The organism is Acinetobacter sp. DL27 (assembly GCF_055810995.1).
The window spans coordinates 401,684-426,076 of the sequence record NZ_CM147947.1; the positions used below are offsets into that span (position 1 = coordinate 401,684).

General features: G+C 41.9%; 23 protein-coding genes. 10 read left to right on the plus strand and 13 right to left on the minus strand.

Features of this window, described 5'->3' with window-relative positions:
- Positions 1-140: 140 nt before the first annotated feature.
- The 5 genes from AC0KVP_RS01825 to AC0KVP_RS01845 are packed head-to-tail and all read left to right on the plus strand — an operon-like array spanning position 141 to position 3,364.
- Positions 141-959: an ABC transporter ATP-binding protein gene (locus AC0KVP_RS01825; RefSeq protein ID WP_473338533.1), complete on the plus strand. Its 819-nt coding sequence runs from the start codon at positions 141-143 to the stop codon at positions 957-959.
- Positions 956-1,735 carry a lipid asymmetry maintenance ABC transporter permease subunit MlaE gene (gene mlaE, locus AC0KVP_RS01830; RefSeq protein ID WP_004691368.1) on the plus strand — a complete coding sequence of 260 codons (780 nt, stop codon included), beginning with the start codon at positions 956-958 and terminating at the stop codon, positions 1,733-1,735. The genes AC0KVP_RS01825 and mlaE overlap by 4 nt, the downstream gene beginning before the upstream one ends.
- Positions 1,735-2,409, plus strand: coding sequence for an outer membrane lipid asymmetry maintenance protein MlaD (gene mlaD / locus AC0KVP_RS01835; RefSeq protein ID WP_224468200.1), 675 nt, complete (start codon positions 1,735-1,737; stop codon positions 2,407-2,409). Before mlaE ends, mlaD begins: the two co-directional genes overlap by 1 nt.
- Before the next feature lie 20 nt (positions 2,410-2,429).
- Positions 2,430-3,065: an MlaC/ttg2D family ABC transporter substrate-binding protein gene (locus AC0KVP_RS01840; RefSeq protein ID WP_004691364.1), complete on the plus strand. Its 636-nt coding sequence runs from the start codon at positions 2,430-2,432 to the stop codon at positions 3,063-3,065.
- Positions 3,066-3,076: 11 nt separating this feature from the next.
- Positions 3,077-3,364, plus strand: coding sequence for an STAS domain-containing protein (locus tag AC0KVP_RS01845; RefSeq protein WP_004691363.1), 288 nt, complete (start codon positions 3,077-3,079; stop codon positions 3,362-3,364).
- 82 nt (positions 3,365-3,446) lie between these two features.
- Here AC0KVP_RS01845 and AC0KVP_RS01850 read toward each other — a convergent pair whose 3' ends face one another.
- The gene (locus AC0KVP_RS01850; protein ID WP_004691361.1) at positions 3,447-4,460 is read right to left on the minus strand and encodes a CorA family divalent cation transporter; all 1,014 of its coding nucleotides are present in this window, start codon (positions 4,458-4,460) and stop codon (positions 3,447-3,449) included.
- A gap of 152 nt (positions 4,461-4,612) precedes the next feature.
- Between AC0KVP_RS01850 and AC0KVP_RS01855 the strand changes: the two genes are divergently transcribed.
- Entirely contained in the window at positions 4,613-5,212 is a 600-nt protein-coding gene (locus AC0KVP_RS01855) for an LOG family protein (protein WP_004691359.1), read from the plus strand.
- Positions 5,209-5,613 carry an NUDIX hydrolase gene (locus tag AC0KVP_RS01860; protein WP_473338542.1) on the plus strand — a complete coding sequence of 135 codons (405 nt, stop codon included), beginning with the start codon at positions 5,209-5,211 and terminating at the stop codon, positions 5,611-5,613. The genes AC0KVP_RS01855 and AC0KVP_RS01860 overlap by 4 nt, the downstream gene beginning before the upstream one ends.
- On the opposite strand, the gene AC0KVP_RS01865 is transcribed toward AC0KVP_RS01860, so the two are convergent.
- Both AC0KVP_RS01865 and recG read right to left on the minus strand, forming a co-directional pair.
- Positions 5,614-6,261 (minus strand): ComF family protein, encoded by a 648-nt coding sequence (locus AC0KVP_RS01865; RefSeq protein ID WP_473338545.1) that lies wholly within the window; start codon positions 6,259-6,261, stop codon positions 5,614-5,616.
- On the minus strand, positions 6,248-8,293 hold the full coding sequence (gene recG / locus AC0KVP_RS01870; protein ID WP_473338548.1) for an ATP-dependent DNA helicase RecG: 2,046 nt from the start codon (positions 8,291-8,293) through the stop codon (positions 6,248-6,250). Before recG ends, AC0KVP_RS01865 begins: the two co-directional genes overlap by 14 nt.
- A 33-nt stretch (positions 8,294-8,326) precedes the next feature.
- On the opposite strand from recG, the gene AC0KVP_RS01875 reads away from it, so the two are divergent.
- Positions 8,327-9,142 (plus strand): NAD-dependent epimerase/dehydratase family protein, encoded by an 816-nt coding sequence (locus AC0KVP_RS01875; protein ID WP_473338550.1) that lies wholly within the window; start codon positions 8,327-8,329, stop codon positions 9,140-9,142.
- A 200-nt stretch (positions 9,143-9,342) separates the two neighbouring features.
- On the opposite strand, the gene AC0KVP_RS01880 is transcribed toward AC0KVP_RS01875, so the two are convergent.
- The 3 genes from AC0KVP_RS01880 to plsB all read right to left on the minus strand — a co-directional run bounded on the left by AC0KVP_RS01880 (position 9,343) and on the right by plsB (position 14,302).
- Positions 9,343-9,912 (minus strand): RloB family protein, encoded by a 570-nt coding sequence (locus AC0KVP_RS01880; RefSeq protein ID WP_473340379.1) that lies wholly within the window; start codon positions 9,910-9,912, stop codon positions 9,343-9,345.
- A 144-nt stretch (positions 9,913-10,056) separates the two neighbouring features.
- Positions 10,057-11,436, minus strand: coding sequence for an AAA family ATPase (locus AC0KVP_RS01885; RefSeq protein WP_473338553.1), 1,380 nt, complete (start codon positions 11,434-11,436; stop codon positions 10,057-10,059).
- A 292-nt stretch (positions 11,437-11,728) separates the two neighbouring features.
- A complete protein-coding gene (gene plsB, locus AC0KVP_RS01890) occupies positions 11,729-14,302 on the minus strand; it encodes a glycerol-3-phosphate 1-O-acyltransferase PlsB (RefSeq protein ID WP_473338555.1) in 2,574 nt (857 codons plus the stop codon).
- Positions 14,303-14,593: 291 nt separating this feature from the next.
- Here plsB and AC0KVP_RS01895 point away from each other — a divergent pair, with 291 nt between their 5' ends.
- On the plus strand, positions 14,594-15,466 hold the full coding sequence (locus AC0KVP_RS01895; RefSeq protein ID WP_473338558.1) for an acyl-CoA thioesterase: 873 nt from the start codon (positions 14,594-14,596) through the stop codon (positions 15,464-15,466).
- Between the two features lie 218 nt (positions 15,467-15,684).
- Positions 15,685-16,944: a dicarboxylate/amino acid:cation symporter gene (locus AC0KVP_RS01900; protein ID WP_473338560.1), complete on the plus strand. Its 1,260-nt coding sequence runs from the start codon at positions 15,685-15,687 to the stop codon at positions 16,942-16,944.
- A 54-nt stretch (positions 16,945-16,998) separates the two neighbouring features.
- Here AC0KVP_RS01900 and AC0KVP_RS01905 read toward each other — a convergent pair whose 3' ends face one another.
- The 7 genes from AC0KVP_RS01905 to AC0KVP_RS01935 form a co-directional block, all read right to left on the minus strand.
- Entirely contained in the window at positions 16,999-17,943 is a 945-nt protein-coding gene (locus AC0KVP_RS01905) for a metal-dependent hydrolase (RefSeq protein WP_317454949.1), read from the minus strand.
- Between the two features lie 141 nt (positions 17,944-18,084).
- Positions 18,085-18,945, minus strand: a complete 861-nt coding sequence (gene yihA, locus AC0KVP_RS01910) for a ribosome biogenesis GTP-binding protein YihA/YsxC (RefSeq protein ID WP_004977914.1) — start codon at positions 18,943-18,945, stop codon at positions 18,085-18,087.
- Positions 18,946-19,048: 103 nt separating this feature from the next.
- Complete coding sequence (locus AC0KVP_RS01915; protein WP_078390010.1) at positions 19,049-19,498, minus strand: RrF2 family transcriptional regulator; 450 nt, start codon at positions 19,496-19,498, stop codon at positions 19,049-19,051.
- 89 nt (positions 19,499-19,587) lie between these two features.
- The gene (gene hmpA / locus AC0KVP_RS01920) at positions 19,588-20,796 is read right to left on the minus strand and encodes an NO-inducible flavohemoprotein (RefSeq protein ID WP_062032527.1); all 1,209 of its coding nucleotides are present in this window, start codon (positions 20,794-20,796) and stop codon (positions 19,588-19,590) included.
- A 122-nt stretch (positions 20,797-20,918) separates the two neighbouring features.
- Positions 20,919-22,487, minus strand: a complete 1,569-nt coding sequence (locus AC0KVP_RS01925) for a hypothetical protein (protein WP_473338566.1) — start codon at positions 22,485-22,487, stop codon at positions 20,919-20,921.
- A gap of 62 nt (positions 22,488-22,549) precedes the next feature.
- On the minus strand, positions 22,550-22,702 hold the full coding sequence (locus AC0KVP_RS01930; RefSeq protein WP_473338568.1) for a hypothetical protein: 153 nt from the start codon (positions 22,700-22,702) through the stop codon (positions 22,550-22,552).
- Positions 22,703-22,810: 108 nt separating this feature from the next.
- Entirely contained in the window at positions 22,811-24,391 is a 1,581-nt protein-coding gene (locus AC0KVP_RS01935; protein WP_473338570.1) for a helicase HerA-like domain-containing protein, read from the minus strand.
- Between the last annotated feature and the right edge of the window lie 2 nt (positions 24,392-24,393).

Sequence of the window (24,393 nt, forward strand, 5' to 3'; positions counted from 1 at the left end):
TGTTTTCGCCGTTCAAATAAATATAAATACAACCAACTGAAATCAATTCGTGCACAAAATTAGACACGGAATACGCTAACATATCGTTTTTTAATCCTTTATAGTATGCATGCTGAAAAAATGCAGGAAAACGCACAGCTATGAATAATCAAGCGCCTCTGACTGCTCAAGCCCTCATTGAGGTCAAAGACCTGAGTTTTAAGCGAGGGGAACGTGTCATTTATGATCAGGTCAATTTAAAAATTCGACAGGGTCAAATTACGGGCATTATGGGACCATCGGGTACAGGTAAAACCACTTTACTGCGTTTAATTGGCGGTCAATTGACCCCTGACCAAGGTGAAGTGCTTTTTGATGGGCGAAATATTGCGAAAATGTCACGCAAAGATTTATTCGCTGCGCGTGCGCGTATGGGCATGCTTTTTCAAAGTGGCGCATTGTTTACCGATATGTCGGTATATGAAAATGTGGCCTTTCCGATAAGAGCACATACCAAGCTGCCTGAGCATTTACTGTCAGAAATCATATCTTTAAAACTAGAGTCTGTCGGCTTACGTGGTGCAGAACAGATGATGCCTTCTGAGCTCTCAGGCGGGATGAATCGTCGTGTTGCTTTGGCACGTGCAATTGCACTGGATCCTGAGCTGATCATGTACGATGAGCCATTTGCAGGACAAGATCCAATTGTGAAGGGTGTACTCACACGTCTGATTCGATCATTGAGAGAAGCTCTTGATTTAACAACGATTATTGTTTCACATGACGTGGCTGAAACTTTATCGATTGCAGACTATATCTATGTTGTTGCTGAAGGCAAGGTGCAAGGTGAAGGCACGCCTGAACAGTTACAGGCGAATGCATCTCCGTTTGTTAAACAGTTTTTAACAGGTACAGTTGAAGGGCCTGTCGATTATCAATTTAGCCATAAGGCATATCTAAATACTGAGGTGCAAGCATGAATGCGATAGCACTCTTAGGTCGACGCGTGATTGAACGGGTTCGCGGCATTGGTGTTGCCAGCCTGATGTTATTACAAATTTTATTTTCGATGCCCACTGCTTTAGGTGTTCGGTTATTTGTTTACCAAATGTACCGTGTTGGGGTGTTGTCGCTGCTTATTATTGTGGTGTCAGGGCTATTTATTGGTGCTGTCCTCGGGTTGCAGATGTATAGCATCTTGGTGACCTTTGGTAGTGAAGCGATGTTGGGTACAGCGGTTGCTTTGACTTTACTACGTGAGTTAGCACCTGTAGTGGCGGCATTGCTGTTTGCAGGTCGTGCGGGTTCTGCATTAACGGCTGAGATTGGCTTAATGAAAGCCACAGAGCAGCTGTCCAGTATGGAAATGATCGGGGTTGATCCACTTAAACGTGTGATTTCGCCGCGACTTTGGGCCGGTATTTTTAGTTTGCCGATGCTGTCTGTCATCTTCGCTGCGGTAGGGATTATGGGCGGTAAAATGGTGGGTGTGGACTTCTTGGGTGCAGATGAAGGTTCTTACTGGAGTGGCATTCAAAGTAGCGTAGAGTTCTATAAAGATGTCCTGAATGGCACCATCATTAAAAGTTTTGTTTTTGCTTTAATTTGTACATGGATTGCGGTGTATCAAGGCTATGCCTGTGAACCGACATCTGAAGGTATTGCGACATCAACCACACGCACTGTGGTGTATTCATCGCTCTGTGTTTTAGGTTTTGATTTTGTGTTGACTGCGGTCATGTTTGGAGGTGTTTAATGAAATCACGTGCAAGTGAGCTGGCAGTCGGCATATTTGTCATTTTATTCGGTATCGCTTTGTTCTTTATTGCGATGCGAGTGAGTGGTTTGGTGGGATCAAATCTCAGTGATCGCTATGAAATGAGTGCAACCTTCGATAATGTAAATGGTTTAAAACCACGTGCGAAAGTGACGATGAGTGGGGTGAAAATTGGTCAAGTTGATCAAATTAGCTTAGACCCTGTGACACGTTTAGCGACGGTTTCTTTTTCTTTAGATGGTAAATTAACGACCTTTAATGCAGCACAACTCAAAGAAGTTGAAAAGAATGCACTTGAAGAGCTTCGTTACAGTAGCGACTATACCTCTGCGGATGCTGCGCAACAAAAAGAAATGGAAAAGCAACTTATTGCGAACATGAAGTCCATCACCAGCATTGATGAAGATGCTTATATTATGGTGGCAACCAATGGTCTGCTAGGTGAGAAGTACCTGAAAATTGTTCCAGGGGGCGGTTTGAACTACGTGAAACGTGGTGAAAGCATTGGCAATACCCAAGGCACAATGGACCTAGAGGACTTAATTACTAAATTTATTACCGGTGGTGCAGGTAAATCGAAAGATGCTTCAGCAACAACTGAGCAACCTGAAACCGCTGAAACAGCAGATGCCAACGTGTCATTTGTTGAATGATTTGAAGAGGACCAATTGTAGTGAATACTTTATTGAAACAAACACTGACAGCTAGCATTTTAACTACAATGTTTGCAGGTACTGCTTTTGCAGCACCAAGTGAAGCACCACCTGCTTTTGTTAAAAAAGTGGCAGATGGCTTGATTGCGCGTTTAAAAGCGGATCATGCCAAGCTACAAAACAATCCAGCTGCTGTGAAAACGATTGTTCGTCAAAACTTAGACCCGTATGTGGATTCACAAGCGTTTTCTCGTATTGTGATGGGGACTTATGCAACCAATCAATACAGTACTGCTGCACAACGCGCGAAGTTTGAAAACAATTTCCGTGAAACACTGATTGAAAACTACGGTACTGCATTTGCGAAGTTCAGCAATCAGACATATACCATCCGTCCGTATAAAGAAACCAATAGCAAAAACCCTGTGGTGACGATCGACTTTAATAACAAAGGCGAAAAAATCCCAGTGTCTTTCCAGTTGGCGGATAAAGGCAACCAATGGAAAATCCGTAATATCAATGTGTCGGGTATTGACCTTGGTTTACAGTTCCGTAATCAGTTTGCGGCAACAGTTAAACGTAATGGCGGCGACCTAGATAAAGCGATTGCAAACTTCCAACCTGATGCAGAAGCAGCGGTTGAAAAGAAAAAATAAGTAGGTGAAAGGTGATTAACTTTAGCAATCAGGAAATGCAGCTTTCAGGTCAGATTACATATGACAATGCTGAAAGTTACTATCAACAAGGTTTGAAAGTGATTCAGTCACAGTCTTATCCTGTGGTGGTAAATCTGGCCCAGCTTGAGCATGGTAGTACATTGGCACTGGCGGTTTTGGTGCGTTGGTTGCGTCAAACACCCGATGCACATAGTTTACATTTTAAAGCTGTACCTGAAAAAATGATGAAGGTGATTCAAGCCTGTCATTTACAGGATGACTTAAAGTTAATCCCTTAAATAAAAAAAAGCACCCTAAGGTGCTTTTTTTATATGTTGCATTTCTTAAATCTATGAGGAAAAGCAGTGTTTTAAGCTGTACTCAAATCCATTTTTTCCAGCGGAAGTAAATGAGCGGACCAATCAGGAAAGCCATTAAGATCAGGCTCACCACAATAAAACTGGTGCCGCCTTTGGCAAAAGGTAACACATCGGTGTTCATACCGTAAATACTGGCAATCAGCATTGGTGGAGCGAGCATACTGGGTAAGATAGAGAAGCGACGAATCGTGTCATTCTGCTCGGTGTTAATGAAGCCTGAAGTGGTGTCCAGTAAGAATCGTACTTTTTGGAATAAGAAGGCATCATGCTCAACCAGTGAGCGAACGTCTTCACTGAGCTCTCGAATATCCGCATCATAAATATGACTGCCTAAAGCACGTGGACGTGATAAAAAGGTCAGTACACGGCGTAAGTCAATCAAACAAAGCTGTGCTTTTCCAAGCATATCTTCCAAGTGTGCTAGACGGGTAATCATGTCATCTAAGTCGAGAATCATCTCGCGGTGACGGTTATTCAGTACTTCTGTGGAATACTTTTCCAAGTCCTTGTGGATATCTTCTAAGATATCCGCAAGCTCGTCCAGCTTCGCCTCGAGTAAACCGAGTAAGATCCACGTTGGATCTTTATAATCGATTTCGTAGTCATTGCGGCGAGCACGCGCACGGAAGGCACGAAAGGCCACCAGTTTTTCACCACGAAGGGTAAAGAGCCGTTCTTTATGCAAAATGAAAGCGACAGTTTGTACCGTGGCAAGGGCACCGCTGCTTTCTTCAGGCTCACCATCGACTTGATAGTTTTTATTTTTCGTTAAAAAATACGTACTGATATGCAAAATACCGTCGTCATCACGGTAGAATCGAGCTGAAGATGAAATGTCTTCGAGTGATTTTAGCGTAGGTAAATTTTGTTCATATGCATCTAAAATCCACTGTTGTTCTTCTTGGGAGGGAGCAATGAGGTCAAGCCAGACCAAATCGGGCTGAAGATCGAAATCGCCATTAATGGTGATGTCTTCTAAGCTACCGCGCTCTGTGGCGTAAAAGGCTTCAAGCATGCCGTCTTTCTCCTTTGCGCAGTAATGGTTGAAGTGGATGGGTGTATTTTAGACAAGGATTGCAATAAAAACACTGATCGAATGGTTAAATTGCTAAAAAATATCCATTCATTTTAGTGAAGTTGCATGACAATTAAATATCAGAGTAAAAAATGACAAATTCAATTGCGATCTTTTGTGGTTCCGCATTAGGTTCAGATCAAATCTTTTCCGAAACAGCACGTCAGGTTGGACACGCCATTGCAGAACAAGGCAAAACCTTGGTCTATGGTGGTGGTCGTTCGGGCTTAATGGGTATTGTGGCAGACAGTGCTTTAGAGGCAGGCGGTCAAGTGATTGGCGTGATTCCACACGTGCTGGTGGATCGTGAGTTGGCGCATCAAGGTCTGACCGAGTTACATGTCGTCAAAGACATGCAAGAGCGTAAACTGAAAATGTCAGCCTTGTCGGATGGATTTATTGCAATGCCTGGCGGCGCAGGGACTTTAGAAGAAATTTTTGAACAATGGACGTGGGCTCAGCTCGGCATTCACCTCAAGCCGAATGCCTTTTTAAATGTAAATGGCTTTTATGATGATTTACTTAAATTCCTAAAGATGACCACCGACAAAGGCTTTACCCATGCACGCTTTACCGACAGCCTGATTGTATCGGATTCGGTGAAAGCCATTTTAAAGCAGATGGATCAGTTCCAAGCACCTGAACCGAAGTGGGGCATGGTTGATCCTGAGTTGTTGGATGTCAAAGCATGAAGGTGATTACGGTCGCTGCGGCTATTATTGTGAATGAACAGCAGCAGCTTTTGTTGGTGCGTAAGCAGAACACCGCATGTTTTATGCAAGTGGGTGGTAAGCTTGAGCCCAATGAAGCACCTGAGCAAGCCATGCTGCGTGAGATTCGGGAGGAAATTGGAAGTGATGCGATGATTGAACAGTTTGTTGGTCGTTTTGAAACTGCCACTGCCAATGAACCTGATTTTAAATTGGTCAGCTATGTTTACCATGTTCAGCTTCGGCAAGTGCCACAAATTGCAGCTGAAATTGCAGAAATGAAATGGGTCAGTTTGAATGACCAGCAGACTGCACTTGCACCGCTGACCACTGAGGTGGTCATGCCATGGGTACGTGAACATTTGATGATTGACGTAGTCTAATTATTCAAGTGCATAGGCAATACACGCGGCGCTGACTTTATGACAACCCAATTGTTCAAGCTGTAAAGTCAGTGCCTGAATCGAGCTGCCTGTGGTCACGACATCATCCAAAATCAAAACACGTCGGTAGCGTTTTACATACTGGCGCTGTTGTGGATCGATTTTAAATTGTTGTTGAATTTGATCTAAGCGTTCCAGTCGACTGAGTCCTTTTTGCGAATGTTGATGCAGTCGTATCACAGGCTGCCAAATGGGAACATTTAACTGCTTGGCTAAGTCTTTGGCGAGGATCATTGATTGGTTGTAGCCACGTTCCGCTAAACGCTGAGTCGAAATCGGCATCGGAACAATTGCTTGTACTTTAGTTAAGCGAATTTGCTGAAGAATGCCTGACAGTAGAGGTTGCCAATGCAGTTGTTGTTCATATTTGAACTGCTGAATAAGATGATCTAAAGGATATTGATACTGCCCTGCGACATGAATACTCAGCTCTTGTTTTTCAATGGTCTGTGGATGTATTGGGAGTTGTTGCCAACAGTCCAAACAGACCGAGTGCAGATCTGCGCGTACAATGCCACACAACTGACAAGGCTGTACTTTGTGTAGCAACTGTTTGGCGGTGTGCAGAAGATGACTAAACATAGGCATAGCGTGGTGCTTCAGGCAGCCAGCGTTTCAGTAAGGCTTCAGCATTTTGTGGATATTCTTTTAAGATCTGCGCTGCGACATAATGTGCTTGATTGAGCAAATGATCATCACGCTCCAGTTTGGCTACGCGAAAGCCCATATCACCCGTTTGTTTGGTACCGAGCAATTCACCGGGGCCACGGATTTCCAAATCTTTTTCGGCAATTAAAAAGCCATCATTGGTTTCACGCATGATGCGTAGGCGTTCTTGTCCATTTTGAGATAGTGGGCTTTTATATAACAGGGCGCAAAAGCTAGCCTTGGCGCCTCGACCAACACGGCCACGTAATTGGTGCAATTGAGAGAGTCCTAAACGTTCCGCATTTTCAATCACCATGATCAAGGCATTTGGTACATCGACTCCCACTTCAATCACTGTGGTCGCAATCAAGAGTTGTAATTCATTGGCTTTAAACTGTTGCATTACCGCTTGTTTTTCATCGGCTTTCATTTTGCCATGTACAAGGCCAATGTTGAGTTCTGGGAAGCGTTCTTTAATTTCTAAATAGGTCGCTTCAGCAGCTTGAGCATCTAAAGTTTCAGACTCTTCAACCAAGGTGCAGACCCAGTAAGCTTGTTTACCTTCTAGACAGTTGCAGGCAATACGCTGTAGGACTTCTTCACGGCGGTCGAGTGGAATGGTCACGGTTTGAATCGGGGTTCGTCCGGGTGGAAGTTCATCAATCACGGACGTGTCCAAGTCTCCATAGGCGGACATGGCTAAAGTCCGTGGAATAGGGGTTGCGGTCATGACCAATTGATGTGGGGTCATATTCTGCGCGCCTTTATTACGTAGGGCTAAGCGCTGATCGACCCCGAAGCGGTGCTGCTCATCAATAATTACTAATCCAAGTTTGGCAAAGCGGACATTGTCTTGAAACAGGGCGTGTGTACCCACCACCAGATGCGCTGTGCCATCTACAATGGCTTGTTCGGCTGAGGCACGGGCTTTGCCTTTTTGTTTACCTGAAAGCCAAGATACACTGAGTCCCAAAGGCTCAAACCATTTTTTAAAATTGAGATAATGTTGTTCCGCCAAAATTTCAGTCGGTGCCATTAACGCCACTTGCCAACCTTCTTCTAAGGCATGGCAGGCTGCGACTCCTGCAACCAAGGTTTTGCCTGCACCGACATCGCCTTGAACCAAACGTAACATCGGTTTATTGAGTTTTAAGTCTTGTACAATTTCTTTGGAGACGCGCTTTTGTGCATTGGTCATTTCAAAAGGCAGACTGCTGAGTAGTTGTTTGGCAAACTGACGACTGGCAGAAATACGTGGTGCTTCAATCTGTTGGATATAGGCACGACGGCTTAATAGACTGACCTGATGCGCAACCAACTCTTCAAAAATCAAACGTTGCTGGGCAGGGTGTGAGCCTTGGCCCAGTTGCAGCATATTGGCATCTACAGGAGGGTGATGGATGTAGTCCAACGCCTGTTTAAGTGCATAGCCATTGGTAAATTTTGCGGGTAGCAGTTCAGGTAAATCATCACTGTGCTTGGCTAAAGCCTGTTTGATGTATTCACGAAACTTAGGCTGAGTCAGACCTTCTGTGCTGGGGTAAATCGCAGTTAGTTGGGTTTGTGGAAGGGGCGTATGTTCTGTAATGAGTTGAATTTCTGGATGATACATTTCCAAGCCACGTGCACCCACACGGACTTCACCAAAAATGCGTAGACGATTACCGATCTTTGCACGGTCCGTTAAGCCTTTATAAATATGGTAAAAGCGCAAAGTCACTTTGCCAAAGTCGTCTTGCAGTCCAATCGCCATCGATTTACGTTTACCCGGCGGAAAGTCCACGCCTTGAATCGTGCCTTCAAGTAAGTAGCTACGCCCAACCGTCAATTGGTTCATGGGGATGATCGTGCTACGATCTTCATAGTCTCGTGGCAGATGAAACAATAGATCATCTGTAGTGAAGAGATTCAACTTTTCAAGTAGTGCAGCAGAGGCAGCTCCGACCCCCTGCAACTGATGGACTGCAGCCATGTCCCCTCAACTTTGTCTGTGATTTGGTGCTAAATGCATATTTTATTTATAGGTTATGGTAAAACATCTCAGCGTGTTGCTAAACAGTTATTTCAGCAAGGCCACCAAATTACCACAATTAGCCGGAGTCCGAAATCAGATGATTGGGCTGAGCATTTGACTCAAGATATTCATCAGTTGGATTTGTCTCAAGTCGCACCGATTGATGCCGTATATGTCTTACTCTCGCCTGAGAGCAGTATGGTGGAGTCGTATCAGAGAACTTTTGTAGACTCGATTGCACCCATGCTACATGCCTTAAAAAGTCATCCTTTAAAAAAAGTGATCGTGGTTTCTTCTACACGTGTCTATGGTGAAAGTGCAGGCGAGCGGGTTGATGATGATACTTGTCCCCAACCGAGCGATGCGCAAGGGCAGGTGCTATTGAACATGGAAACTTTGTGGCAACAGGCTTATCCATCTGAATGTGTGATTGTGCGTCCAACAGGAATTTATGGGACTTCAGTTGCACGTATGATTAAACTTGCAGCAACAACAAAAGCTTATCCCAAACTGCATTGGTCAAACCGAATTCATGTTGAGGATTTGGCTGCTTTTCTAGCGCAATTGCTTCACGTGGAACATACTGAAGAGTCTTACATTTGTAGCAATAGCCAACCGCTACCTTTACATGAAATTATTCAATGGTTTCAACAGCAGTTAGGACTACCAGCTTTGGTTTTGGAAAGGAATATGCCGTCAGGCAAGAAAATTTATGCTTCACGTATGCAACAGATGAGTTTTGAATTACAGCATCCACATTGTTTTGATGATTATTTGGCGTTGTTAGCAGAGTATGAGTCAAAATAATTTTCTACTTTCACTTATAAAAAATGTGAAGCATCGTTTGGAAAATGGCTGTGGAACGTGAAGAGTCATGATAAATCCGTTCTAGTGCGCTGAACTCTAGAACGAATTTAACTAAGACATTGATGCTTATATGAAAATTTCAAGAATTTCGTATAAGGTTTATTATGTTAATTTTAGAAGATATTTATAATTCATAAACATCAATTTAACGTTATTTCATTTTCTGTAAAAAACAAAGATAACATTTGATACATCTGTGACCCGAGCATTATAGGAAACTCATAACTTTCATTATTTTCCATCTCCATCTTTTCAATAGCATAAGCTTCATCTATTGCCTTTTGTATATTGCTAGGAATGAAGAAGAAATCAGGCAAGGTATGATTAGCTTTATACTTACCCAACTTTAGTTGTTTCATAATATTGGTTAGAAATTTTTCGATATATTTATATCTATTAGAAACATCGCCATTCAAAATAAGTTGGGCTTTTTCTTCTTCAGTCAATTCGACTAGTTTCTTAAAATAAAATACTAACCAAATTTCAAAACATGGAGCACTTACAATAGGGTTGTACTGTAATGTCTTACAATCTCTTACAGCATCTATAAGAACCTGTCCCCAAGAATCTCTATCCACAACTAACCAGCATGAATCACCTTCTTTCAAATTAGCTCTTCCTGCCTCACGCTTTAACTGTCCTAAAACTCTGTTAGGTGCGGAATGTGATGCTTCTTCTTTAGGGCGTTGAAAAGGGAGCAATCGACAAATTCTCCCGTGCTTCTCATTTAAGGCAGATAAGTATAAATATTCAGTTTTTGACCCTTAAGCAGCAATTAAAAAAATTTTATTAATTTCAACTGTGGAACTTATTCTATCAAAAGGTACTATTTCTCTAGGCATTTTATTAAAAATTTATAAAAAATAAGGGTTTCCATCAGTATCAGCTAAATCTAATTTATTTCCAAATTTAGGAATGCCATTAAATCTGCCAATTAAGTAATTTTTCCTAAGTTCCTTGTCAAAACGAACTTTAAATTCTTCCAAAGAGGATAAATGAGAAGAGCCGTCTTGAGCTTTCGCAATAAACCATACTTCATCTTTTCTAATTAATGTTTGATCTAGGAGGCCAGATTCATGAGTTGCTAAAATCAATTGTGATCTATTTGATATTGTTCTTGATGAATCTAAATAGAATTCAATAAAATTCATTACAAGATTAGGATGGAGACTTCTTTCTATTTCATCAATAATAATGACATTATCACCATCCATAGAGTCGACAAGTAGGGGGATTAAATCTAATAACCGCTTTGTACCATCTGATTCTTCATCAGTTGGATCAAACTCTATATATTGATCAGTACCCTGAACTTTCCTTTTTGTTATCATTTTAGAACAGGTTACGCTATCTCCATTTTTTTGTAAAAACACCAATTGGCCTGATCTTTGTTCAGAAAGAATAGCTGTTGTTTTTTCACCATCTTCCTCTAATAGTTCATTGATACTTTCAGTTAAAATATGTTCTGGGATTTTCACTCGGGAAGGATCAACGGAATGAAATTCAATAGAATTAATGCCAGTATCAAAGTATGATAGAAACTTACTAAACATTAATCTTAAATCTTCATTTTTCAATAATTCAAAATGAATACCAACAGATCTAGAATTTGGGTACACAATCGTTAAACTATTCTTAAACCAGTTCAGAATACTTCTTATGTGATCAAATGAAGAAAATTCTTTGTTAATCTCTAATTGTGAAGCATGGGTCAGTATTAATTTGTCTGACTTAACTGAGTTTACAAAGAAATTCCAAAATTCTTTTTCGGTATCTGAATATTTTTTAATTTTTTCATGATTAATTTTAATCTCATCATTAAGTCTTTCAAATATTAGGGTCTCTTTTGTTGGAGTTACTATATATAACCATTCTTCAACTACAGATTTTTTAGAAACTATAAAACCGTACGCATACATACGATCATTAACTTGGATTTCATATTCAAAACGACTATTAGAGTTGATTTCTGATGTAAGTTTGAACTTTTGATTTTGTATGGATGTCAGTCGTTCTTTACCGATAATTAATTTTCTACCAAAATCGATAGATTTAATTAAATTACTTTTACCAGAAGCATTGGCTCCAAAAACAGCAGAAAATTTTAATGTTTGTACGTTAGAAATAGCTTTATTTTTATGATATGCCTTACTTCTAGTTTTACCTGCAACCATTGAGAAATAAGTTCTTTCTTTAAAAGAAAGAAAATTTTCAACTGAAAATCTTACTAACATGGCATTCCTTATTGTGATATTTTCACATTTAAAACTATATTTATTGAATTTAAACCAAAAATCGTATCAATGAAAGTGAAAAAATCACATATAAAAATCAATTGTATGGCTTTGAAGCTGTAGAAATGGCTACAAAGGATCTATCAGTTCTAAAAATTTCCATTATTACAAAGCCTTGTTCAACACGAAGATGTAAGCCATTAAACATAAATTTCTTATACGAAATAGATTTTATTTTTATTCATTTACAGCATAGGCACCTACTCTCGCAGATACCTATGCACTTAAAAAATTACTTCTTCTTGCGTTTCAAACGCTTCTTCGCTTGTTCAGCAGCCACTTTGTCTAGCGTGTCTTTCAGTTCTTCATCGCTGAAAGTGGTGATGTGTTGCAACATTTGTAGCGTGACATCATCCAGTACCAAGTTGGCATATTGAGCAACGTTTTGAAAGTTCTCATCAAACACAATCGCGTTGTCTGAGTTGGTGCTGATATACCCTTGTTGCGTCAACACTTTAATAAAGCTTTGGAACAGGGCTTTATCAAAGAATTCAGGTGAGTTGAACTCATACAGGACAGACAGACGCTGACCCACCAAATGACTGAGCTCTTCAACCTGACGTGCTGAAATGTTCCCAGAACCGCGCTGTGTAATCAGCGCAAGCGTCATGTAGTAACGCTCAAGACTCTGCATGACTGGCGCAGCCAATACCACCAATTGGTTATGATCTTCGCTGTTTGGAGCAGGGGAAATCAAGTGGCCTTCGGCATCTTCAGAAATCAGTTTAGCTTGAATCAAACCATCTACATAAGCACAAATTTGATCTTTGAGTTCAGAATCTTCCCATTTTAAAAACAATTCTGCTTTTAAGAATGGATACAGCGTGCGAATTACATTGATTAAATCACCACGGCCAATGGTTCCATTGTGTTCAACCAAAGCAGCAACGAGTGATGGCAATACAAAGGCATGCAAAATGTTATTACGGAAGTAGGTCAGCAGTACCGCTTGATTGTCCGCAATCGCAATAATGTCACCAAGAACGTGATTGACGCGTTTGATCAGTTTCAGCTTTAAACCATAAGCAATGATTTCTTTACCTGATAATGGCGTGACCAAGAGGCGCTCATCATAAGGAAGTGTCGTCAACAACTTGCGATAGGTATCGAGCTGTTTGATACAAATTTCTTCATCAAGCGTATGCTTTTCAGTGGCTAGCAGCACCAAAGACAAGAGTGAAACAGGGTTCACTACAGCTGCACGGTTAATATTTTCTAAAATTGCATGTGCTGAACTGTTGACTGCATCAGAGACTTCTTGCGGAATTGGATCATCATTTTTAGCAATTTGTACATTCTCAGCGCCATGCTTTTTCAGCATGTCATCGAGGAAAACGGGCTCACCAAAGTTCAGATGGACTTTACCGAAAATACGTTCAATTTTGCGTAAAGTTTGCAGAATCCCAAAGACAGACTCGGCTTCTTTGGGTTTACCGTTCATCTCGCCGACGTAGGTTGCACCTTCCATCAAGCGTTCATAGCCAATATAGGTCGGAACAAAGACTATCGGTTTGGCACGACCACGCAAGTGACTGTGTACCGTCATGGCTAACATACCTGTCTTCGGTGGTAGCAGACGACCTGTACGTGAACGACCACCTTCGATGAAGTATTCTAAAGGCGTGTTACGCGACAAAATGCTGTATAGGTATTCTTTAAAGACCGAAGTGTAGAGCGCGTTACCGCGGAAAGTACGGCGAATAAAGAATGCACCGCCACCACGTAAAATTTGCCCAACAAATGGCATATTTAGGTTATCGCCCGCAGCAATATAAGGCACCATCAAACCACGGTTATAGACCACATAAGACAGCAGTAAATAGTCGATATGACTGCGGTGACATGGGGTATACACAATTTCGTAGTCTTTAGCCAACTCACGAACCGTATTGAAGTTATGTACTTCAACTCCGTCATAGAGCTGTGTCCATAAACGTGCCAGCGCCATTTCCGCAAAACGGATGGTTGAATGTGAGTAATCCGATACGATTTCATTGACATAACCAATGGCACGACGTTCAGCATCCAACATGCTAATTTTGCCGCGAATGCTTTCGCGGCGAATCGCATCTTGTACATCACTGGCTTTAATCAATGAATGCATCACGTTGCGGCGGTCTGAAAGGTCAGGGCCGAGTACCGCTTCACGGTGTGCATCGAGCTGATTATTTAAGGTATTTAGAATATACGTTGCAGGAGATAAATTTGGATAGGTGGTTTTTGCAAAGTCGACCAACGCACGTAAAGACTGACTTTCATGAAACTCTAAAAATGATTGACGACCATGTAAACCGATATTCATCAGCTGCTTCACCGTACTTGGAGTTGCCCAAGTGTCGGTAAATAGCAATTTAAACCAAGAGTCTTCTTTGTCTGGTGAACGTCCCCACAGTACCGTCACAGGTATCAGCTCCACGTCTAAATCGGGTTGTTGCTCTAAAGCTTCAACTAGACGTAATAGGCGCGGTGGAAAGGTGTGTGGTGAAGGGTTAAGTAAATTATTTTCATCGTTATGTTGTAAAAACACGATCGATGCTTTTTCTTGATGTGTCCCCACGACCAAAGGATCGAGTGCAGGAGCAAGTTTTAAACGACGCGTTTCACCATCCACCAATAGTGCATTACTGCGTGAGTGGTTTTGAAGCACATAACAGACAATTTTTTTGGGATGGCCTGAAGCTGCTGGGTCAGCATCTGTTGCTGTCGGTTCTGTTGGAACCTCACCCAATACATGTGGGGTTACTATGAGGTCAAGAAGCTTACTTGAAAGCTTTCTATACATTTGACCAAAGCCACTTTTGGACATATACACTCCTGCTTAAATGACCAATCCCGCAGTTTGTCTGAAGGGGTATTTATTTTGCGTAATTGTAAACATAAACCGTATGTCATTGCCTGACAAATTTGTTTTATATGGTGAATTTTATCGTTAAAAATCGTATTTTTAGTGGGAAATAACGAAAAAAACTTATGACAACTCAGTCAAGTAATCTATAGGGTTTTAGTCTGAATTTATGGCAAAATAGATTTTAATATCGATATCATACCTCATCACTTTACACAAAAATCTGGTCTCTCACCATTAAGTAGGTTGCTTATGAATGCCTTAACCCAAGAGTTGGTTGAATTACTGAGCCTCGAAAAAATTGAGGAAAATATCTTTCGTGGAAAAAGCCGTAATTTGGTTGGGAAGCGTGTTTTTGGCGGACAAGTCTTAGGTCAGGCTCTACGTGCGGCATCATATACGACGGATCGTCCAGCTCATTCTTTACATGCATACTTTTTATTTGGTGGCGATGTGAACGCGCCGATTATCTATGAAGTTGATCGAATTCGTGATGGTCGTAGTTTTGTCAGTCGCCAAGTGCGTGGTATTCAGCATGGTAAAACCATCTTTATGTGTATGGTGTCTTTTGCTGACAATGAAGAAGGCTTGAATTATCAAATCGGTGAGCCTGAGTATCCAGCACCAGAGTCTTTAAAGTCTGAGGCTGAACTGAAAAAAATGATGGTGGAATTTGTGCCTGAAAATGTGCGTGCAAGTTTTATGCGGGATCGTCATGTGGAAATTCGTCCTATCAATCCACAGAACCCGTACCAACCGCAGCCTGAAGCACCTGTGTATGCGCACTATATTCGTACGCATGACCGCATTGCAACAGAAGTGGATGAGATTTCGTTGCATCAGGCGATTGCAGCATTCTATTCAGATTTCACTTTAATGACCACGGCACTGCGCCCGCATGGTTTAAGTTATCTTTCGCCAAGTTTACAGTGTGCGAGTATCGATCATGCCATGTATTTCCATAAACCCTTTCGCGTGGATGACTGGATGCTGTATGACATGGATGCCACAGTCAGTGCCAGTTCACGAGGTTTAAACTTTGGACGAATGTGGCAAAACGGTGAGTTGGTGTGTAGCACTACGCAAGAAGGTTTGATTCGGCTCCGCGAAATCGAAGCCCAATAAAGTCTGAGTACAGAAAAAGCTGAGTGATATGACTCAGCTTTTTTTATGACTGAAAGGTGGTCAGAGCAGAGCTAGGAGTTGAGCTTCAATTGTAATAGTCTTATATTTTTGGGAGAGGCATATGGGGAAATGTGCAGTACTTGTGACAAAAAAATGCTCGATTCTAGTCCGTTCACATGGCATAGTTTCCCAAAGAAATCTTTGAAAAGCATGAAGCTATGAGCTTAAACACGCAAATTCTAATTGCAGCGATCTTTGGGGTCATCTTCGGATTTATTCTCAATCTTTTCCCGGGTACCGCTTTTTTAGACATGAGTTTGTATGGAATCGGGGTGGTCAGCAGTATTTTTATTGGTCTATTAAAAATGCTCTTGATTCCCCTTATTTTTAGCTCAATTGTTGTGGGGGTATCCAACTTACAAGCGGGTGGCCAGCTCTCCCGTGTTTGGAAAATTACGGTGGCATGTTGTGTCACTACCACGACTTTGGCCTTGATATTGGGTTTAAGCTGCGCGCATTTATTTGAAGTCGGCAAAGGTGTCGATATCGCCATGTTCCAAGACGCCATGGCCGCTCATCAAACTCCAGATACACTTACTCCATCTTCGTTCTTCACTAACTTTATTCAAAATACGCTGATTAACCCGTTTAAAGCTTTTGCCGAAGGCAATGTTTTAGCGGTGGTGGTTTTTGCGCTGTTCATTGGAGTGGCACTGGTTAAAGGCGGAGAAAAATTCCGTACGGTACGTAAGCTGAGTCAACAGTTCTTTGACATCATGATGTTGATGATTGGTTGGGTGATGAAGCTAGCCCCGCTAGGAATCTTTGCCTTACTTGCTAAGTTGATTGCCACTGAAGACATTTCGGTATTGAGTCGTTTGGCTGAGTTTGCGGCTGTGGTAACGGGCACTACCATTTTTCATGGTCTGGTGGTCTTACCGCTATTACTGTGGATTTTTGGCAAGATGAACCCGATGACCTTTTTTAAAGGTACACGTGTGGCGTTGATTACTGCTTTTGCCACCAGTTCAAGCTCGGCAACTATGCCTTTATCACTGAAATGTGCGCAAGAAAATCTCGGTGTACGTCCGCAAACAGCGGGCTTTGTGATTCCGTTGGGGACGCAGCTCAATATGGATGGTACTGCGCTGTATGAGGCAGCGGCAGCTTTGTTTATTGCCAACTTGATGGGACTAGATTTGACTTTGAGTCAGCAGTTGGTGGTGTGTCTGACGGCGATGATTGCCTCTTTAGGTGCTCCAGGGATTCCGAGTGCAGGCATGGTCACTATGATTATGGTATTGCAGTCTGTGGGGCTTCCTGCTGAAGCGATTGCGATTTTATTACCGATTGATCGCTTACTGGATACCGTGCGTACTGTGGTGAATGTACAAGGTGACATGATGATTAGTGTGGTGGTGGATCGACATACCAAGGATCTGGATGCACCTTTGCCCAATTTATCGAATCCGTCTTAAGTTTTGCTCTAAAATAAAAAAGCAGCTATTAAGCTGCTTTTTTTATTTTAGGATTTAAGCGACTTTGAGCATGGCACGTTTAGCCGCTGGGGATTGGTCTAAGTAGGCAATAGCATCTTCTGTTTTGGCTTCGTGTACAGGGTCATACCACGGCACTAAATAGCCAAATTGCTGTGAGATTAACCAGAGTGGACTTGGTAAAACTTGATGATTCCGTTTAGAAATAGACAGCCACTCACGCCAAATCCAAGGTTTAAACAGACTGGGTTGAATCGACTTAAAGCGGTCATCTTGTTTCATAATATGGGCCGCACCATCGACCCATAAACCCAGCACGGCAGCGATCACCACCAGACTCAAATAATAACGCGCAATGTAGCCACCACCTAAGTGTCGGTACAAATCAAATGCGACGGTTCGGTGTTCAATTTCTTCTGCGCCGTGCCATTTGATCAAGTCTAACATCGCAGGGTCAGCGCCCATTTTTTCCCATTCGGTGTTGTCCAGTGCATATTTTCCAAGGATACAGGTCATGTGTTCCACCGTGGCAATAATACCGAGTCGAAACAGATCCCACTGGTGCTCAAGTGCTTTAGGTACAGTGAGATCTAGTGGTTTATCAGCCAGTAATTTTCCAAATAAGAAATCCATCAACTCTAGATTACGGGAGACATCAATCTTTCTTTGGCTGAGATACTCTTTATTGGCTGAGTTGTGTGCCTGCGCATGCATGGCTTCTTGGCGAATAAAGGCTTGTACATCTTGCTTCAGCTTTTCATCGCTAATTTGCGGTAAGACTTTGTTATAGAGGCGGCAGAACCAGAACTCACCTGCGGGCAGGATCATATTAATTTCATTGATGAAATAGCTGGCAAAAGGTTGGCTGGGAATCCAATCAATTGGACTGTCTTGCCATTCAAATTTAACTTTGCGGGGCTTAATGGTGTAGGTAATCGAGGAACGAATTTTGTTTTTTTTCAAGCGAGACCATAATTTCATATGCTGACCTATTTTTATATGTATTGAATTTTTTTCACGTGCTGAATAAAGTCAGTATAAAAAAAAGTCCCCGATTGCGATTAGCAATAGGGGACACAGATACAGCAATAGATGATGCTTTTATAGGTTGGCGTTTAAAACTTAAGCCTCAGGCTGTGGTTTGGTTTCCACATCGTCTTCAGCATCAAGATCCATAGCGGCTTCAGGATCTTCATCGAATTCGTCTGCATCCAGCTCATCTGCCGTCGCATCTGGAATGCTGCTTAAGTCAAAATGTTGGGCTTGATCTAAAGTAAAATTCAGTCGTCCGCCCATCACACTCGCCAGTTCTTCTAGGCCTTGTTTGTTGAGAGAAGAGAACAATTGAATTGAGAAATCCAGTTTCATCTTTTTCAATTGGGCTTTCACTTCTTGCAATGCTTTAGATGCAGGGCCACGGTTGAGTTTATCGGACTTGGTCAGTAGCACATGCACAAACAATTTACGTGAATACGCCCATTCCAACATCATCACGTCAAAGTGCTGTAGCGGATGACGAATATCCATCAACAAGACTAAGCCTTGTAAGCTTTTACGCTGAATCAGGTAATTTTCTAACTCTTTTTGCCACACGATTTTCATCGCTTCAGGCACGGCTGCATAACCATAACCGGGTAAGTCGACGAGACGTTGATCGGGATTACCCAGACTGAAAAAGTTAATCATCTGTGTACGACCCGGTCTTTTCGAGGCACGAGCCAATTGCTTTTGATTGGTTAAGGCATTGATAGCACTAGACTTACCTGCATTTGAACGACCCGCAAAAGCAATTTCATAGCCTGTATCTTCTACACACAGGTTGAGCTTTGGGGCACTCATTAAAAACTCTGCTTTACGCAGCCAGTTGAGAGCGCGCACAGCATATTCAGTAACTGCAGAATCTACCTTTTTTTCATAGCTAATTTTTTGCTTTGGGGCAGCAGCAATTTTACTGTTTTTGGATTTTCCTCGGCTGTGGTGCATAACTCAACTTCAATTTATGATCTACAATCAGCCATTATAATGGAAGTCGAGCAGGCAATCGACCTTTGCAGCGTAAAGTCCGTAATCTTATCTATAAAAGACCTTAATCGGCGAGATTGATCAGGTTAATCGGCGAGTGGGTCGTGAACTTATTCTGAGCTTCAGTACCCAGTACATCCGCTAAGGTATATTGGTCTAAGCTGTGATAGAACTGGTCTAGCGCTTGATCTAAGATCCCTTTCAGTCCGCAATTCGAACGGAGTACGCAAGGCGGGGTGTTACATTCCACAATATTCTGATCCGCTTGCAAGATCCGTACAATCTCGCCCAGTCTTAAATGTAGGGTTTCTGGATTGAGTCGAATCCCACCGCCACGACCACGTGCAGTAATAATCCACTGCTGTTTCGCCATAAAGTGTACGATTTTCATCAAGTGGTTTTCGGACACTTGTAGAGCTTGCGCCAGTTCTGCGATGGTATGCGGCAGTGCTTTCGGCTGGGAAACATACATCAGAATTCGCAAAGCATAATCGGTAAATTTATTGAGCTGCATGAGGGTACTGATCGTTGATAAGCAAAAAAACAAAGGGCTAGTCTAGCATAACCTGACTAACCCTCTCTATTTTATGCCGATGGCATGGGTTAGTGGTGAACACCACCTGTGCCAAAAGCTTCACTGTGAATATTTTCGGCAGGAACACCACGGGCAATCAGGGCTTTTTGCTGTTCTGCCATAAATGGCATTGGGCCGCATAAGTAGTAATCTGCTTGAACAGGTAGAATCGCGCTATCAATGGTACTCAAATCAAGGCGACCCTTCGCATCATAATCTTGACCCAAAACATCGCTTTGATGTGGGAACTCATATGCAGTAAAGGTGCTTAAACGTGGGTATTTGGCTTTTAAGTCATGAATATGTTGTTTCATGGCATGCACTTGTTTGCTACGGCAGGCGTGTACAAAAGTCACAGGCTCTGGCATATCCAAAGTTACCAACTGATTCAGCATCGCCACCATTGGCGTGAGGCCTACACCACCACTAATAAAGACATTACGTTTGTTTGGGTCAATTAGGTAGAAGTTACCTGTTGGTGCAGACACTTCAATTTCAGCACCTTCGGCTAAACCATGCAGGGTATTTGACACCCAGCCTCCTGCCAAATCGCCTTTTTCATCTTCGCGTTTGACCGAGATACGTAAATAGTCAGCTTGAGGGCTAGTTGAAAGGGTATATTGGCGAGGTTGTTTTAGACCAAGTTCCTCAACAAATACACGGACTGAAATGTACTGACCTGCTTCATATTTTGGTAAATCACCACCGTCCACAGGGGCAAGATAGAAAGAGGTGATTTCATCGCTTTCCACTACTTTTTTCGCGATTTTAAAGTTGCGCCAGCCTAACCAGCTCCCTTTAGTTTGTTGATGTTGCTCATAAATCGCTTTTTCAGTACTAATGAATAAATCAGCCAATTGACCATACGCTGCAGCCCAAGCATCAATCAATGGATCTTCCATTGAAATACTTAAAACTTCACTAATCGAATGGAGGAGGTTTTCCCCAACAATGTTGTAGTCAGGTGCTTGAATATTCAAGCTGACATGTTTGTGGGCAATCAGCTCAACCACAGGAAGCAATACAGAAGGATCTTCAATGTTTTCTGCATAGGCCAACACAGCACCCGCCAAAGCTTGGGCTTGAGCACCACTGCGTTGATGCCCCATATTAAAGGTTTCTTTTAAATTAGGATTATTGCCTAACATACGGTTATAAAAATAACCTGTGAGTGCGACACCGTTTTCACGAAGGACGGGAACAGTTGCTTTTACAAGGTCAATTTGCTGCGGAGTCATGTTTGATCTCTCTTGGCTATCATTTATAAGATGTATTTAAAATATACCTTTAAAGGTGTAATGTAAATACATCTTTTAATAAAAATCATATTTTTTATATGGGATATATTTATAACATTGTTTTAATTTAAATTATCATGGTCAGGATGATAACCAAAAAAAATGCCAGATTGATGAATAACAGCATGTTGGTATTGTTGAAATAACACATGATCTTCACGATCAAGTGGAAGTTTGCCCTGCCATTGTCCAAAGTGATCCATATATCGTACCCATGATAAGGCTTTATCAAAGTCCTGTTTTTTTGTGAGTTGAGCACATGCCACTAAGTAATCTTCGACAAAGCGATGTTGGCGACAGGCTGAATATTTGATAATGTTAAAACATGATTGAAAATATTGATGCGCTTGTTGCAATTGATGCTGTAATAAGGCTTGTCGTCCAAGAACCCAATCTTTTAGCCATGGAAACATAACATATGCTTGGCTTTGTTCATGGTCTTGTAGCCATTGATTCATATCTATTGGTTTACCTGAGATAATGTCATAACCTTGCATCATATTTTCAATTGCAGGGTATTCATTGGTTTTGGCTTGATATTTCTGTAAGGTGTTCAGAACATGGGCAATCGTGACAATACAATACTGCTCTAGTGGTTGAAATAAAGAAATTTTTTGTGTTGCTTCTGCAAATTTCTTCGGTGAATGTTGTGCAAACTGTGCTATATTTTGTTGGCAGGGTGCTAAATATTTAAAGAATAAGTCCACGCATATTTGATCATGCATTTCCTGATTTTGTTCAAGGCTAAATCCTTCAGCCTGTTGTTGTAGTAAATGTTCTAATTCAGATGGACGCGCTTGATAAGCAGGCAAGAAAGCCTGGTTAATTAAGCTAAATTGTTGTTTGAATTGAGTAATTAAATTTTTGGTGAAATCTACGCCATAATGTTGGTCTACTTGCTCTAATACCGATGTCACCCATCGGGCTAAAAATAAATACGTTTTAAACAGTTGTTGTTGATCAGCTTTAATCTTATGTTGCTGCATAGCACGTTGAAAAGTTTGTTCTAAATCATGCCAAGTCGATAAATTTTTACCTTGTCGCCAATGACGGACGTTTTCCAAATCTCGTTGTTGAGTGATGTCATTTGATGAGGTGTGAAACGAGGTGGTGGTCTGTCCTGTCACTTGATAAATCCAGTCAATTACTATGGCTAGAGGTGTTTGCTGACCTCGCCCTAAAAACCAAAAAGGCGTGTCTATGGATTGAAATTTTTGAAAATGTTGATGGAATTTCCATTTGTATTTAAAGAATGACAGAACTAAACGAGGCATCCAAACCAGTTCAATCAAATAAGCAACATTGGTCTTTTTGTTCCGAAATGTTCCCTCACGATGAATGGTTTCCAAATAGCACTGAAATAAATCCACTAAACTCTGTCCAATCGCCGTGACCCAATCATCATCTTGAACAATTGACATGAGTTTTTCTCGAAGCAAAAATTGACAATCTTCAAAATTCTTTAAAAACTTTCCATCTTCTTTGGCTAGGCGACGAAGCTGAGTTTGTATTCGCTTAATTTCTTTTTGATTGTTATCAGATTGATCGTGACGGTCAGCTAAAATGCCTGAGCTATTAAAAATAAAATGGACAAGTTCACCTTGAGTTGGAAATCTGATTTGATTGCGCATTTAATGGATTCCCCCAAAAAATAAAAAGCACGTTATCGATGAGATAACGTGCAAATGAGTACTTATTTAGAACGATAAGTTGGATTCAGTTGTTTGCCACGATTACCCTGATTTTGATCATAGGTAAGGTTTGTACCTGTTGTACCACGATTGGCATTGACTATATTGGTGGCATTGTTTTGAATTGATTTTGGTTGAGATGATGATTTAGTCATGTTAAAACTCCAGTTGATTGTTAAGGAAATTTAACAATAAATCATCATCTCGTTATACTCACCGTGAAAATTGCCGACAAGATTTCATGATACTTTATGTTCCTTTTTTTACTTGCCGAAAATAGACCCTAAAATACCACGCATAATTTTCTGTCCCGTACTGCCGCCGAGGCTGCGTGCTGCACTTTTAGCGAACGTCCCCACTGTATCTTGAATTAGCTTCTCACGCTGTTTTGCTTCACGTTCAGCTTCCTTCTGCTGTTCTTTCGCGATACGTTCTTGCTCACGTGCTTGTTGCTTAGCCAGTGTTTCAGCTTCTTTGGCCTGCTGTTTCTCTAGCGCTTCTTGTTCTTTGGCTTGTTGTTTCTCTTGCTCTATCTGTACGGCTTGTTGTTGGCGTTCAACCACTTTATTTTGTAGAAGTTCAAAAGCACTTTCACGGTCTAGGCTTTTTTCATAAATGCCTGCCACGATACTTTGTGAAATTAAGGTTTGACGTTGTTCTGGGCTAATGGGGCTGAAAGACGAGTAGGGCGGCATCACCCATGCGCGCTCCACGACTTGTGGTGTGCCTTGTTCATCTAGGCAACTAATCAGAGCTTCACCCACGGCAAGCTCCGTGATGGCTTGCTCAACCTTAAATTCAGGGTTGGCGCGGAAGGTGTCTGCAGCCGTTTTGACTGCTTTTTGATCTTTCGGGGTAAAGGCACGTAAGGCATGTTGTACGCGATTGCCGAGTTGCCCCAACACGCTTTCAGGCAAATCCAGTGGATTTTGCGTGACAAAGTAAATACCCACCCCCTTGGAGCGAATCAGGCGCACCACTTGTTCAATTTTTTCTTGTAGCGCTGCACTGGCATTATCAAACAGCAAATGCGCTTCATCAAAGAAGAACACCAGTTTGGGCTTGTCCATATCGCCAACCTCAGGCAGCTGTTCAAATAATTCTGAAAGCATCCAGAGCAGAAAAGTGGCATAGAGCTTTGGGGTATTCATGAGTTTGTCTGCGGCTAGAATATTGATATAGCCGTGACCATTACTGTCGGTCTGAATAAAGTCGAGAATATTTAAGCTGGGCTCCCCGAAAAATTGATCACCGCCTTGATCGGCTAGTGCCAATAAATTCCGTTGAATCGCGCCAAGACTGGCAGGAGATAGGTTGCCATATTCGGCTTTAAACTCTGCGGCATGTTCACTGACATAACCGATCATGGCTTTTAAGTCTTTAAAGTCGATCAGTAACATGCCTTGATCATCTGCAATACGAAATACCGCAGATAGTACCCCTTCTTGGGTGTCATTCAAATTCAGCATACGTGCCAGCAACAGCGGACCAATTTCGGTAATCGTGGTGCGAATAGGATGACCTTGTTCAGCAAATAAATCCCAAAACACCACGGGTGATGCAGCAAAGGGAATGCTGTTGATGCCTAAACTTTTAATGCGTTCATCAAATTTTGGGTTGGATGCGCCTGCCTGCGCTAAGCTGGAAACATCACCTTTGGCATCGGCTAAAAATACGGGCACCCCGAGTCTGGAAAAACTTTCAGCCAACACCTTCAGGGTTACGGTTTTACCTGTCCCTGTTGCCCCTGCAATTAAGCCATGACGGTTGGCAAACTTCGAGTGTAGAACAACATCTTGTTGGGTATTCGTGGTTTTCTTGGCAATGATGATCGGGGTGCTCATAC